Annotated in this window: 14 protein-coding genes; 8 read left to right on the top strand and 6 right to left on the bottom strand. The window is 37.3% G+C overall.

Annotated elements, in window-relative coordinates; all coding sequences use genetic code 11:
* Positions 1-93 precede the first annotated feature (93 nt).
* The 3 genes from leuD to leuB all read left to right on the top strand — a co-directional run bounded on the left by leuD (position 94) and on the right by leuB (position 3512).
* On the top strand, positions 94-690 hold the full coding sequence (gene leuD / locus KBJ98_RS10560; RefSeq protein ID WP_210790496.1) for a 3-isopropylmalate dehydratase small subunit: 597 nt from the start codon (positions 94-96) through the stop codon (positions 688-690).
* A 111-nt stretch (positions 691-801) separates the two neighbouring features.
* Positions 802-2325, top strand: a complete 1524-nt coding sequence (locus KBJ98_RS10555) for an alpha-isopropylmalate synthase regulatory domain-containing protein (protein ID WP_210790493.1) — start codon at positions 802-804, stop codon at positions 2323-2325.
* 125 nt (positions 2326-2450) lie between these two features.
* A complete protein-coding gene (gene leuB, locus KBJ98_RS10550; protein WP_210790491.1) occupies positions 2451-3512 on the top strand; it encodes a 3-isopropylmalate dehydrogenase in 1062 nt (353 codons plus the stop codon).
* Positions 3513-3657: 145 nt separating this feature from the next.
* On the opposite strand, the gene KBJ98_RS10545 is transcribed toward leuB, so the two are convergent.
* Both KBJ98_RS10545 and KBJ98_RS10540 read right to left on the bottom strand, forming a co-directional pair.
* On the bottom strand, positions 3658-4008 hold the full coding sequence (locus KBJ98_RS10545; RefSeq protein WP_166135722.1) for an RNA recognition motif domain-containing protein: 351 nt from the start codon (positions 4006-4008) through the stop codon (positions 3658-3660).
* A 164-nt stretch (positions 4009-4172) separates the two neighbouring features.
* A complete protein-coding gene (locus tag KBJ98_RS10540) occupies positions 4173-4640 on the bottom strand; it encodes a DUF6252 family protein (RefSeq protein ID WP_210790488.1) in 468 nt (155 codons plus the stop codon).
* Positions 4641-4839: 199 nt separating this feature from the next.
* Here KBJ98_RS10540 and KBJ98_RS10535 point away from each other — a divergent pair, with 199 nt between their 5' ends.
* The 5 genes from KBJ98_RS10535 (at position 4840) to KBJ98_RS10515 (ending at position 8955) form a co-directional block, all read left to right on the top strand.
* The gene (locus KBJ98_RS10535) at positions 4840-5388 is read left to right on the top strand and encodes a 30S ribosomal protein S16 (RefSeq protein ID WP_166135717.1); all 549 of its coding nucleotides are present in this window, start codon (positions 4840-4842) and stop codon (positions 5386-5388) included.
* Positions 5389-5403: 15 nt separating this feature from the next.
* Entirely contained in the window at positions 5404-5928 is a 525-nt protein-coding gene (gene rimM / locus KBJ98_RS10530) for a ribosome maturation factor RimM (RefSeq protein WP_210790484.1), read from the top strand.
* Positions 5929-6018: 90 nt separating this feature from the next.
* Entirely contained in the window at positions 6019-6732 is a 714-nt protein-coding gene (locus KBJ98_RS10525) for a tRNA1(Val) (adenine(37)-N6)-methyltransferase (protein ID WP_210790482.1), read from the top strand.
* Between the two features lie 167 nt (positions 6733-6899).
* Complete coding sequence (locus KBJ98_RS10520; protein WP_210790478.1) at positions 6900-8078, top strand: acyl-CoA dehydrogenase family protein; 1179 nt, start codon at positions 6900-6902, stop codon at positions 8076-8078.
* A 91-nt stretch (positions 8079-8169) separates the two neighbouring features.
* Complete coding sequence (locus tag KBJ98_RS10515; protein ID WP_210790476.1) at positions 8170-8955, top strand: DUF3050 domain-containing protein; 786 nt, start codon at positions 8170-8172, stop codon at positions 8953-8955.
* A 44-nt stretch (positions 8956-8999) separates the two neighbouring features.
* On the opposite strand, the gene KBJ98_RS10510 is transcribed toward KBJ98_RS10515, so the two are convergent.
* The 4 genes from KBJ98_RS10510 to KBJ98_RS10495 all read right to left on the bottom strand — a co-directional run bounded on the left by KBJ98_RS10510 (position 9000) and on the right by KBJ98_RS10495 (position 13328).
* Positions 9000-10019 (bottom strand): hypothetical protein, encoded by a 1020-nt coding sequence (locus KBJ98_RS10510; protein WP_210790473.1) that lies wholly within the window; start codon positions 10017-10019, stop codon positions 9000-9002.
* Positions 9997-11520: an FAD-dependent oxidoreductase gene (locus tag KBJ98_RS10505; protein WP_225899110.1), complete on the bottom strand. Its 1524-nt coding sequence runs from the start codon at positions 11518-11520 to the stop codon at positions 9997-9999. Before KBJ98_RS10505 ends, KBJ98_RS10510 begins: the two co-directional genes overlap by 23 nt.
* Before the next feature lie 82 nt (positions 11521-11602).
* Positions 11603-13120 carry a polyamine aminopropyltransferase gene (locus KBJ98_RS10500; protein WP_210790470.1) on the bottom strand — a complete coding sequence of 506 codons (1518 nt, stop codon included), beginning with the start codon at positions 13118-13120 and terminating at the stop codon, positions 11603-11605.
* Positions 13113-13328: a DUF350 domain-containing protein gene (locus tag KBJ98_RS10495; RefSeq protein WP_166135696.1), complete on the bottom strand. Its 216-nt coding sequence runs from the start codon at positions 13326-13328 to the stop codon at positions 13113-13115. Before KBJ98_RS10495 ends, KBJ98_RS10500 begins: the two co-directional genes overlap by 8 nt.
* Positions 13329-13343: the final 15 nt, after the last annotated feature.

Below are 13343 nucleotides of genomic sequence, written 5' to 3'. Positions count from 1 at the left end.
GGAATTCCCAACAAAGTAAATATTACACTAAAAATTAACTTTTGCCTCTAACAACTCCCCCTTCGGGGGTTGGGGGGCTAATAAAAAATAAAAATGGCATACGATAAATTCAATATACTAACGAGCAGTGCGGTACCGCTACCGATAGAAAACGTTGATACAGACCAAATAATTCCAGCACGTTTCCTAAAAGCGACAGAGCGAGTGGGCTTTGGCGATAACCTTTTTAGAGATTGGCGTTACAATAACGACGACTCACCCAAAACCGATTTTGTGCTAAACAATCCCGTTTTTAGTGGCAAAATATTAGTTGGTGGTAAAAACTTTGGTTCAGGATCTTCTCGCGAACATGCGGCTTGGGCCGTCTATGATTACGGGTTTCGCGCGGTAGTTTCCTCTTTTTTTGCAGATATTTTTAAAGGAAATTGTTTGAACATAGGTGTATTGCCAGTACAGGTAAGCCCTGAATTTTCAGATAAAATTTTCAAAGCAATCGAAACCGATCCTAAAACAACTTTAGAAATCAATCTGCCTGAACAGACCATCACTATAGTTGCTACCGGCGAAAAAGAATCCTTTGACATCAACGGCTATAAAAAGAACAACATGCTAAACGGTTTTGATGACATTGATTACCTCCAAAATATCAAACAAGAAATTGTAGGTTTTGCTAGCGCACTGCCTTACTAAATAAACAAATCTTTAACGGCTGGATGATTTTACAAAAATCTGGTCGCCCATTACAATAATGAAACGTTTTTGGAGCAATCAAAATCCAGACAGTTGAGTATAATCTAAAAAATGAAAAAAAGGAAAATTGAAATCATGGACACCACACTTCGCGATGGAGAACAAACATCGGGAGTGTCGTTTTCGGCCGCAGAAAAACTTACAATAGCACAACTTTTACTCGAAGAGCTCCATATCGATCGCATCGAAATTGCTTCTGCACGTGTAAGCGAAGGCGAATTTCAAGGAGTAAAAGGAATTATGGCTTGGGCCAATGAAAAAAACTATACCCACCGCATCGAAGTGCTGACCTTTGTTGATGGCGGACTTTCTATTGATTGGATGCTAAAAACTGGCGCAAAAGTTCAAAATTTATTAACCAAAGGTTCATTGAATCATTTGGTTCATCAATTAAAAAAAACGCCCGAACAGCATTTTGAAGAAATTTCACAAACCATCAATTTAGCCCATAAAGAAGGCATAGAAACCAATGTATATCTCGAAGATTGGTCAAACGGCATGCGAAATTCTCCAGAATATGTATTTGAATTTTTAGATTTTTTAACCCAACAAAACGTAAAACGCATTTTGTTACCTGATACGTTGGGCGTTTTAATTCCCTCGGAAACCACGACTTTTATTGCACAAATCATACAAAAATATCCCAATACTCATTTTGATTTTCATGCTCATAACGACTATGATTTAAGTGTAGCCAACGTACTCGAAGCCGTCAAAGCGGGTATTCACGGCTTACATGTTACCGTAAACGGAATGGGAGAACGCGCTGGCAATGCGCCTTTGGAAAGCACGGTTGCGGTGATCAACGATTTTTTACCCGAAATTGAAATCGGAGTTAAGGAATCTTCATTATATTCTGTTAGCAAACTAGTCGAAACTTTTACCGGCTACCGTATTCCTGCCAATAAACCAATTGTTGGCGATAATGTTTTTACCCAAACGGCCGGAATTCATGCTGATGGCGACAATAAAAACAATTTATATTTTAACGATTTACTTCCGGAACGCTTCGGTCGCCAACGTAAATATGCCTTAGGAAAAACTTCAGGCAAAGCCAATATTGAAAAAAACTTGCAAGAACTTGGCCTACAGTTGAATCCAGAGGATTTAAAACTAGTCACGCAACGCATCATTGAATTAGGCGACAAAAAAGAAACGGTCACGAAGGAAGACTTGCCATATATCATTTCTGACGTTCTTGACAGTCATTCGTACCAAGAACGCATAGTGGTCGACTCGTATATTTTATCGCACGCGAAAGGGTTACGCCCTTCCACTACCCTATCATTAAAAATAAATGGTGAAATCATTGAAGAGCATGCGCAAGGCGACGGGCAATTTGATGCTTTTATGAATGCTTTGGCAAAAATTTACAAAAGCAAAAACTGGACTTTGCCTATCTTAATTGATTACGCAGTGCGCATTCCACCCGGAAGTAGCTCTGATGCTCTATGTGAAACAATTATCACTTGGGTAAATAACGGAAAAGAATTTAAAACACGAGGATTAGATTCCGATCAAACCGTAGCAGCAATCATTGCCACCCAAAAAATGTTGAATGTAATATCTGAATAAAGATGCAAAGGCTCAGTGAAGCAAAGGTTTAAAATATTTTGTTTGTCGCTTCCTCTCTGAACCTTTGAACCTCAGCGCCTCAGTACCTTTAACTCTTGAACCTTAAAACAATAAATGCTTAAAAAATGAAATTAAATATAGCCCTTTTAGCCGGAGACGGAATTGGTCCCGAAGTAATAAACGAAGCCGTAAAAGTATCCGACGCGATTGCTAAAAAATTCAATCACGAGATCACTTGGACACCCGCACTGACAGGCGCCTGCGCTATTGACGCTGTAGGTGTGCCTTACCCTGACGAAACACATGAAATATGTATGGCAGCCGATGCCGTTTTGTTTGGCGCAATTGGACATCCCAAATACGACAACGATCCCACAGCAAAAGTACGTCCGGAGCAAGGTTTATTATTGATGCGTAAAAAACTAGGATTATTCGCTAATGTACGACCTACCTTTACTTTTCCGTCGCTCATTGACAATTCACCATTAAAAAGAGAACGTATTGAAGGAACTGATTTGGTTTTTTTAAGAGAATTAACCGGTGGTATTTACTTTGGAGAAAAAGGTCGAAAAGATGACGGAGAAACTGCTTACGATACTTGTACCTATACAAGAGCCGAAGTTAAACGTTTGGCAAAAAAAGGATTTGAGTTGGCGATGACCCGATCAAAAAAACTATGCTGTGTTGACAAAGCCAATGTTTTAGAAACATCGCGATTGTGGAGAGAAACCGTTCAAGCCATGAAGAAAGACTATCCAGAAGTTGAAGTTTCGTATGAATTTGTGGATGCTGTTGCTATGCGATTGGTACAATGGCCCAACTCATACGATGTATTGATTACCGAAAATTTATTTGGAGACATTTTAACAGACGAAGCATCTGTAATTTCTGGATCAATGGGATTAATGCCATCGGCATCAGTGGGCGAACACACTTCGTTGTACGAGCCAATACACGGATCGTACCCGCAAGCTACAGGTTTGAATATTGCTAATCCGTTAGCTACCATATTATCTGCCGCAATGATGTTTGAAGATGCTTTTGGTTTAACCGAAGAAGCGGAAGCCATTCGTGCCGTAGTAAATAAATCACTTGAAGAAGGAATTGTGACAGAAGATTTAGCTGCAAAAGGAACTAAAACTTATAAAACCAGCGAAGTTGGCGATTGGCTAGTAGCCAATTTATAACAATTAAAAAAGAGAGTGCTAGCAATACTAAACTTCAAAACAACACTTTTACAGCTAGCACTTATTTCTTTTTTCAACAAATTAACCGCAACAAAAAAGGTGCTCATTTTCATGAACACCTTTTTTTATATGATTGAAAAAAATATTAATATCTTCCTCTGTCTCCACCACGGCTATCTCCACCACGGTTGTTTCCGTAACCACCGCGTGAATCACCACCACGGTTGTTGTTAAAACTTCTTCTTTCACCTTCTGGTTTAGGCTCAGATTTGTTTACAACAATTGCACGTCCTTGAACAGTCGCTCCGTTCAATTCGTCAATAGCTTTTTGAGCATCGTCATCATTTGGCATCTCAACAAAACCGAATCCTTTACTTCTTCCTGTAAATTTATCTGAGATAATTTTAACTGAATCTACTGCTCCGTAAGCCTCGAAAGACTCTCTTAAATCTGCTTCCTCAATACTGAATGGAAGGCTTCCAACAAAAATGTTCATATGTACTTATTTAAATAATACAACAAATGTAGTGCTAATTTTCTCTAATCTACTACATATTAGCTTATTTGTGATTTTATTTTAATACGTTCAACAAAACCGTTCCCATAAAGCTCAGTCAAAGTACTTAAAAAACACTTTACCTTTTCGCTTTATAACGTTACTTATTTAATTGGTATTTTATAAAAAACACCTTCTCTGAAAACCACGGTGTTTCCTACCAGAGGACTTCCGCTAGCACTTTCAACGCTACAACGAAATGTTCCAGAAACAGTTTTAGCAGCTGTGTCATACTCGGTAATTACAATTTGACCACTTGCAGCATTAGTTCCTGTTTCATATTCAAATTGACCTTCAGTAGCTATAATTTTGTAAGTCACATTACTTGCATTTCCCTCCCCTAAAACATAACGTTTTATAGCAGTCTCAGCCGTTTGCAATTGAAAGATTTCGTCTCTTGTTTGTCCCTCAATTAATAAGGTACCATCTGCTTGTACACTAGCTGTTGTATTCAACGCTCGCCAAAAAACATTGTCTTTTAAAGCCTGCATCGAAGGATTATTAAAACGAATATCCTCTTCACAGCTAGATAAAGCTAATACCAGAAACAATAGAACCGAAAATTTTTTCATTTTTAAATGCTTTTGAAAAACAAAAATAAAACAATACTGCATTAAAAAGCATAAAACAACTGGTCTTTTTATAAAATCGCTACGCTAACCAACTCAACTTCATAAAATTATTAGCAACAGTAGTATTTATCTAGAAAAAATGTATCTTTGCACCCTTAATTAATCGAGGTCGAGTACCTCAAAATTTAATCACACGATTATGTCAGTAAAAATTAGATTACAAAGACACGGTAAAAAACAAAAACCTTTTTACTGGGTTGTAGCAGCAGACGCTCGCTCAAAAAGAGATGGTAAATACCTTGAAAAAATTGGTACTTACAATCCAAACACAAACCCTGCAACTATCGAATTAAATTTAGATAGCGCTGTAAAATGGTTGCACAATGGTGCACAACCAACTGATACTGCTAGAGCAATCCTTTCTTACAAAGGAGCTTTATTGAAGCACCACCTTGATGGAGGTATTCGTAAAGGAGCTTTAACTCAAGAACAAGCTGATGCTAAATTAGCTGCTTGGTTAGAGGCAAAAGCTGGTAAAGTTGATGCTAAAAAAGAAGGTTTAACAAAAGCTCAAGCTGATGTTAAAGCAAAAGCATTAAAAGCAGAACAAGAAGTTAACGCTAAACGTTTAGCTGCTGCTGCACAAGCAGAGGCTGACGCAATTGCTGCTGCAACTCCTGCAACTGAAGAAGTTGAAGCTGAAGAAGCTCCTGCAACTGAAGAAAACAACGAAACTACTGAAGCATAATTTTAACTAGCGACGATGCGTAAAGAAGATTGTTTCTACTTAGGTAAAATCGCTAAAAAATTTAGTTTCAAAGGGGAAGTTCTTGCCTATTTAGACACGGACGAACCCGAGTTATACGAAAATCTGGAATCAGTGTTTGTTGAATGCAACAAACACTTGGTTCCTTTTTTTATTGAAAGCAGTTCGCTGCACAAAAATGACTTTCTTCGCATTCGTTTTGAAGATGTCAATACTGAGGAAGACGCCGATGCTATTGTTGGTAACGATTTGTACTTACCTCTAAAAATGTTACCAAAACTTAGCGGTAACAAATTCTATTTTCACGAAGTAATTGGTTTTGAAGTTGAAGACAAACGCCTTGGCATTGTTGGAAAAATAGAATCGATTAACGACACTACTGCACAACCTCTTTTTGAAGTGCTCAATAAAGGAACTGAAATCTTAATCCCTATGATTGACCATTTTTTGATTAAGATAGATCGTGAAAACAAAAAAGTGATCATGGATTTACCAGAAGGGTTAATTGAAATGTACCTATAATTTGTTTTTTGAACCATTAAGAAATTAAGGTTCATTAAATTTTTCTCTCAATTCCCTTAATTTCTTAATGGTTTAATTTATCTTATTTTCATGTCTAAATTCCAATTCAAACAATTCACAGTTGAACAAGACCGATGTGCTATGAAAATTGGCACTGATGGAGTTCTTCTTGGCGCTTGGACTCCTATAACCAATAATCCTTTTAGTATTTTAGATATTGGTGCCGGAACTGGAATCATTGCATTGATGCTTGCGCAAAGAAGCAACGCTGAACAAATTGATGCTTTAGAGATTGACGAGGATGCGTATGAGCAAGCAACAGATAATTTCGAAAATTCATCTTGGAGCGATCGTTTATTTTGTTATCATGCTGGTCTAGATGAATTTGTTGAAGAACCTGAGGACGAGTACGATATAATTGTATCCAATCCTCCCTTTTATACCGAAGATTACAAAACGGAAAATGAGCAGCGTGATTTGGCCCGTTTTGCTGATGCTATGCCTTTTGACGAATTGATTGAGGCTGCAGATTTATTACTATCTGAAAACGGAATATTCTCCGTAATCATTCCTTACAAAGAAGAAGGTAACTTTATTGCTTTGGCCAATGAATACCAGTTATATCCCTTAAAAATTACTCGTGTAAAAGGAACACCAACCACTGAAATCAAACGTAGTTTACTCGCATTTACTCGAAAAGAAACTATTGATTATACAGTTGACGAATTAATTATCGAAACTGAAAGACACATTTACACTCCAGAATATATTGCCTTGACAAAGGATTTTTATTTGAAGATGTAAAAAACTTCGTTTAAACAAATCCCAAATTTTCAAATTGCGCAATGTATTTGACTCATTGTTTGTACTTTTAAACTTCAAACTAGCCTCAAATTATAAAAATATAACAATTGTTAATGGTTTTGTTATATTTCTTTATGTAAATTTGTAGCTATAAAAAGTACTAAACCATGAAACCAGACTTATTTCAATCACCAGATTATTATAACTTAGACGATTTACTAACCGAAGAACACAAACTAGTGCGCGATTCTGCACGTGCTTGGGTAAAAAAAGAAGTATCGCCTATTATTGAAGACTACGCACAACGTGCTGAATTCCCGAAACAAATTATCAAAGGTTTGGGTGAAATTGGTGGTTTTGGTCCGTACATTCCTGTTGAATATGGCGGTGCTGGTTTAGACCAAATATCCTACGGTTTGATAATGCAAGAAATTGAGCGCGGAGATTCTGGTGTTCGTTCTACTTCATCTGTACAATCATCGTTAGTGATGTATCCTATTTGGAAATATGGTAACGAAGAGCAACGCATGAAATATTTACCAAAATTAGCTACAGGAGAATACATGGGTTGTTTTGGCTTGACCGAACCTGATCATGGATCTAATCCTGGCGGAATGACTACCAACTTTAAGGACATGGGCGACCATTACCTTTTAAATGGTGCCAAAATGTGGATTTCTAATGCTCCGTTTGCTGATATCGCCGTAGTTTGGGCTAAAAATGAAGAAGGCAGAATTCACGGTTTAATTGTAGAGCGCGGTATGGAAGGATTCACCACTCCAGAAACGCATAACAAATGGTCGCTTCGTGCTTCGTCTACAGGAGAATTAATTTTTGACAACGTGAAGGTTCCAAAAGAAAACCTTTTACCAAATAAATCTGGTCTAGGCGCGCCACTTGGTTGCTTAGACTCGGCTCGCTACGGAATTGCTTGGGGTGCTATTGGTGCTGCTATGGATTGTTATGATACGGCTTTGCGTTATGCCAAAGAGCGTATTCAATTTGACAAACCTATTGCAGGAACCCAATTGCAACAAAAGAAATTGGCGGAAATGATTACCGAAATCACCAAAGCACAATTACTAACTTGGAGACTTGGTGTTTTAAGAAACGAAGGAAGAGCTACTACAGCACAAATTTCAATGGCCAAAAGAAACAACGTTGAGATGGCAATCAATATAGCTCGTGAAGCCAGACAAATTCTAGGCGGAATGGGAATTACGGGTGAATACTCTATCATGCGCCACATGATGAACTTAGAATCCGTAATTACTTATGAAGGAACACACGATATTCACTTACTTATTACAGGTATGGACATCACCGATATTCCTGCTTTTAAGTAGTAATAAACGTTTATTAAAGTATACTTAAAAATGATAATAGAAGCTTCTTGGAAACAAGAAGCTTTTTTATCTTTACAAAAAATTTCCACACATGAATATTGCTACCATCAACAATAGTATTCAGCCCCAAAAAGAACTATTGTTACAACATTCGCTCTATAATAAAGTAAAAACAATTGCTGATTTACAATGTTTTCTAGAAAATCATGTTTACGCAGTTTGGGACTTTATGTCGCTTTTAAAAGCACTACAATCTAAATTGACTTGTACCTCTACTCCATGGTTTGCTACACCAAATCCGGAGACGAGATATTTAATCAATGAAATCGTGTTGGCGGAAGAGTCTGATTTGACTTTAGACGGAAAACGTTCTAGCCATTACGAAATGTATATTGAGGCGATGGAAGCATGCCAAGCAGATACTAATGGCATCAAAGCTTTTTTGCAAGAAGTAGATTCGTTAAAAAACATTTTTGTTGCAATTAAAACCAGCAATCTTCATCCGAATATTAAAGCATTTTTAGATTTTACCTTCCGAGTAATCGAAGAAGGAAAAGCACATGAAATTGCAGCCGCTTTTACTTTCGGAAGAGAAGATTTGATTCCGAGCATGTTTACTGAAATCTTGAGAAATTTTCAAGCTAACTTCCCTGAAACCGACTTGAGTAAACTTATCTATTATTTTGAAAGACATATTGAACTTGATGCCGACGAACACGGACCAATGGCCATGACAATGATCACTGAATTGTGTGGTAATGATGCTCAAAAATGGTCAGATGTTGAAAAAGTTTCGAAACAAGCATTAGAAAAACGCATCGGGCTTTGGGATGCCATCGAAGAGCAATTACAAGTCGAACACTTGATGACAACTTAAAATAACGCAAAAAGTCCTGATTCGTCAGGGCTTTTTTTTGGAGTTTATTTATTGGATTTCCAAATAAATCCGTCTAATAGATAATGGGTAAATTGTGGCACCGTCAATAGAGGAACGATTATAATTTGCCATTGCGCCATATCTAAACTAGCACTTGAAAAATGTTCTTGCCAAACTAAAACTTCCCATAAATATTCTTCTGAAAAGGCTATCAACAATAGTACTCCAATAAAAACAAGCCAACCTTTACCACCTTTGGCAAAAGCGACAATTCCAGAAGTTCGGCTTTTCTTAAGATGTATTTCGTTAAGATAAATGAGCGCCATATACGGAATTCCGTGCGCTACTACATTAAGCAAAGTAAAAATGAGATCATTGTTGTAATGCACAATTCCTAAATACCAAGATAAAAATGTACCTACAATAATGGCGTTTTTTGGAAGATTAAAAAACTTTTGTTGGTAGGTTTGAAAAGCCGTTCGAAGCACATAAAACAAGAGTATAAAGCCATAAATCCATCCCAATACTTCGAGAGCAAAGCTGTTTTCTACTCTAAAAAAATCATGTTCCGTAAACCATGTAAAAGCACGCGGACTTGATAAAAACCAATACAACATCGGATAAACAGTTGCGGTATAAATAAACAAATTATCAAAAAACACAGTCCACTTTGTTTTCGTTTCTAATAGCGAATACAGCCGCATGAAACCATACTGTTGTCTGATAAAATGATAGACCGCGATGTAGGCCAAACACGACCAAAAAACAGTACTACCAAAACTAAAAAGCAGCATCCCAATCAAAAAACACACTAAAGGTAAAACCAGCAACAACGTACGACGCGCCTTGAAAGCTTCAGGAACAAAATACGTTTTAAAAAGTGTAGCATAAACGTGCGCTACATCTATAAAAACAATCAAAAAAAGCCAGGTATAAAAAGAATATTGGTCCTCAATAACTCGGAAGGCATCATGAAAAATAATGACCAACAACGATACAAAAAAAGCTGGAGCCAATATAAAAATGCCATCCGTGAGTGGCTTATGTATCCAAGGTTGACGCATCGAGTATTTGATTTACGGCTTGAATGCCTTGATGAAACGCTTCTTCAAAAATAGAAATTCCGGCCAAATCAGAGTGAGCAAAGAAAATACGATTATCTATAGCTTTGGCCGCTTCTGCTTTGGCTTTGCCAAAAATAAATCCCGGAACCGGACTAATCATTCCGTGACCTAATAAGTGTACGTTAATTTCCTCTGTTTTCGATTCTATATCCGGATGAGCCAGACGCAAATCGTCAAACACTAATTTTTTCCAATGTTCCTTGTTTTTATAATACAACTCCTTTCGGCTTTTGGCGCAATTATCACTTGAAAAACTATAATAATAAGTAATTACCTTTTTAGCATGCACTTGCTGTACGGATTGTTGTTGGTCGTTAATATAGCCCAAGCCTTTGGCACCCTGAATAACATTATCCCAACACAACGGATAACTGCCATTATCACCCAAATCAGTCACGACCAAAGTGGCCAACAACCAGGGTGCATAATGAAAATCTTGAGCCAATTTTTTACGTTCAGGAAGCAAATATTGATTGACAAATTGCGGACAAGCCATCATGACTTTTTCTGCAGTAATTTGAATCGATTTATTGTTCAAAGCATCAAAAACCTTTACTTCAACGCCATTATTTTCAGTAGTTATTTCGTATACCAAATGCGATTGTAAACTTTTGCCTTTTACATATTTTTTCAAGTGTTGCGCTAATCGGGCATTGCCTTCGGGCCAAGTCAAAACAGTATCAGCGCTATTGGGAGTACTGTCGTGTTTTCGCCCTGCGAAGTAATGAATTCCCGCCCAAGCAGAAACAAACTCGATACCCAAACCAAAATCGTCTCGGCAACAATAATTAATATATTCTAAAAGCAAAGACGAAGTAAATTTTTGTTGATTGCACCACTCAGCCATAGTAATTAGATCAAGCACGCGTGTCTTACCATCAATCGAGGATTTCACCAAAGGGATATCAAAAAGATATTTCCCATCTGCACCTTTAGCGAGTCGAAACTTTTCCATTTGCTCAAAAAAACGCAGCATTTGCGCTTCATCCTCGGGTGTATTCCCAATTCGCGGCAGCAATCCTTCTTGCCAACTGTTACGGTAAAATAAACGTTCGCTCGGGGCAAAAGTCAACTGAGCCTCATCAAAAACAGGGAAACCTTGGGAGTCATAAACCTGAATAATATTTTCTTCGTGCAAAAACTGCAGTAATTTAGTATCGGATTTATTAGGCAAAGGCAAATAATGCGCTCCCAAAGGGAACTTTGAATATTGGTTTTCGCCGTTTGATGAATTGCCTCCAACTTCTTTTTCAAGTTCAACGAGTAAAAAATCAGTTTCGCCTCGTTTGCTGAATTCTCGCGCGGCACTCAAACCAGAAATCCCTCCTCCAACAATCAGGTATTTTACTTTTAATTGTTCGCTTACCTTAGGGAAATTCTTGGTGCGTAAGCGGTGCCCTAGAACATGATTGGTACCTGTGATTCGAAATATAATTGACAATGCCTTCTCTTTACACGCTTGCAAAAAGGGAGTAATCAACACTGCTGCCGCAGCTGATTTTAAAAAAAATCGCCTCGAGAACTTATAATTTTCCCCACTCTTCATCAAAATAGCGTACTAAGATTTGGTTGTCTAAACGATTAATTTCGACATCATTCGAAATCATATCTTTAGCAAAATAATTGAATTGGTCGAACTGGTAATTGTAAAAACGCAGCTTTTCAGCTCGTCTGTTTACAGTATTAAAAGTAGTTTCGAAACTGTTTATTGCAATAGAAAATCCCCATTCGCCAAACGAAGGAACATACGCGTGATAAGCATCAACCTGCGGAAAAGTTTCGGCTAAGGTTTTGTTGATACACCAAAAAGACTTCGGTGCAAAAAACGGAGAAGTGGTTTGCACCACGATTACCGCATCTTTAGCCAAAATCGATTTTATAGTATTGTAAAAGTTCAAAGAATACAATTTGCCCAAGCTGTAATTAGATGGATCCGGAAAATCAATTACTACGACATCAAACTTTGATTGGGTACTTTTGGCCCAGACAAAAGCGTCTTGATTCAGGACCTGTACCTTTGGGTTGTTTAGTGCATTTTCATTAAACCCAGTCAAAATAGTATTGGTTTTAAATAATTTAGTCATGCCTTCATCTAAATCTACCAGAGTAATTTTTTGAACTTCGGGGTATTTCAAAATTTCGCGTACCGCAAGTCCATCGCCACCACCAAGAACTAAAATATTTTTGGTATTTTTAGCCATAGCCATTGCAGGATGCACCAAGGCTTCATGATAGCGGTATTCATCTTTAGAACTGAATTGCAAATTGTTGTTCAAATACAAGCGGTAATCACTTTTATTATGCGTTAGCACAATGCGTTGGTAAGGCGTTGTGTTGGAATAAATAATATTTTCACCGTACAAATTGCCTTCTGTGTAGGACAAAATCGAATCAGAAAAAAAAGCGACTACAACTAAAGTTACAAAAGCGCCGATAGCTTTAAATCGCAGTAAATACACATTTTTAAGCTCTTTCTTTAAGCTAAAGCACAATACAATAGCAATACTGATGTTGATCATACCAAAGAACAAAGACGTGCCCATAATTCCCAACTTAGGCACCAATACTAGCGGAAATAAAATAGAAGCCAACAGCGCTCCGATATAATCAAAAGTGAAAACATTGGATACTAAATCTCTAAATGCCACTTTATCTTTGAGGATATTCATCAAAAGCGGAATTTCGAGTCCAACCAAACAACCCGTTATAAAAACCAACAAGTACAAAATAAGCTGAAAAGAATATACACTTTCGAACAATAAAAAAAGCACTACCGAGCTCAAACCGCCAATAAGACCCACTAGAATTTCGATTTCAACGAAGGTGTTGAGCATGTTTTTGGTTAAAAACTTCGCAAAATAAGAACCCACTCCCATTGCAAATAAGTATACCCCAATTATGAACGAAAATTGTTTTACCGAATCGCCAAGCAAATAACTCGCCAAAGTACCGGCCACAAGTTCATAAACCAGTCCGCAGGTTGCGATGGTAAAAACAGCAAAAAGAAGTAAATATTCAAATTTTAAAAATTTTTTACCCATGAATTGCGGCACTAATAATCATAGAGAAACCAATAATAAGCGCACCAAATACAATGGCAACAGCTGTATTATTCTTTTCGGTGATTTCTTTCCAAGTATTTTCAGGAGTTAGTTTCTCGATGATGAAATAAGCAATTAAAAGAATTACAATTCCTAAAAGCGAGAATACCAAAGAGTTTAAAATAGGTTTTGATGTAAGAAAGTCCATAGGTTGAAATTTTAA

This window comes from Flavobacterium erciyesense, assembly GCF_018069925.1.
In the GTDB taxonomy this organism is placed as follows: domain Bacteria; phylum Bacteroidota; class Bacteroidia; order Flavobacteriales; family Flavobacteriaceae; genus Flavobacterium; species Flavobacterium erciyesense.
The sequence above is the reverse complement of the archived record's forward strand: the minus strand, read 5'-3'. Positions and strand labels throughout refer to the sequence as shown.

Coding starts and splice junctions, on each gene's coding strand:
- KBJ98_RS10500 (WP_210790470.1), bottom strand. CDS start 13,120: ATGGGTAAAAAATTTTTAAAATTTGAATATTTACTTCTTTTTGCTGTT.
- KBJ98_RS10545 (WP_166135722.1), bottom strand. CDS start 4,008: ATGAACATTTTTGTTGGAAGCCTTCCATTCAGTATTGAGGAAGCAGAT.
- KBJ98_RS10540 (WP_210790488.1), bottom strand. CDS start 4,640: ATGAAAAAATTTTCGGTTCTATTGTTTCTGGTATTAGCTTTATCTAGC.
- leuD (WP_210790496.1), top strand. CDS start 94: ATGGCATACGATAAATTCAATATACTAACGAGCAGTGCGGTACCGCTA.
- KBJ98_RS10535 (WP_166135717.1), top strand. CDS start 4,840: ATGTCAGTAAAAATTAGATTACAAAGACACGGTAAAAAACAAAAACCT.
- KBJ98_RS10515 (WP_210790476.1), top strand. CDS start 8,170: ATGAATATTGCTACCATCAACAATAGTATTCAGCCCCAAAAAGAACTA.
- KBJ98_RS10520 (WP_210790478.1), top strand. CDS start 6,900: ATGAAACCAGACTTATTTCAATCACCAGATTATTATAACTTAGACGAT.
- KBJ98_RS10555 (WP_210790493.1), top strand. CDS start 802: ATGAAAAAAAGGAAAATTGAAATCATGGACACCACACTTCGCGATGGA.
- leuB (WP_210790491.1), top strand. CDS start 2,451: ATGAAATTAAATATAGCCCTTTTAGCCGGAGACGGAATTGGTCCCGAA.
- rimM (WP_210790484.1), top strand. CDS start 5,404: ATGCGTAAAGAAGATTGTTTCTACTTAGGTAAAATCGCTAAAAAATTT.
- KBJ98_RS10495 (WP_166135696.1), bottom strand. CDS start 13,328: ATGGACTTTCTTACATCAAAACCTATTTTAAACTCTTTGGTATTCTCG.
- KBJ98_RS10510 (WP_210790473.1), bottom strand. CDS start 10,019: ATGCGTCAACCTTGGATACATAAGCCACTCACGGATGGCATTTTTATA.
- KBJ98_RS10525 (WP_210790482.1), top strand. CDS start 6,019: ATGTCTAAATTCCAATTCAAACAATTCACAGTTGAACAAGACCGATGT.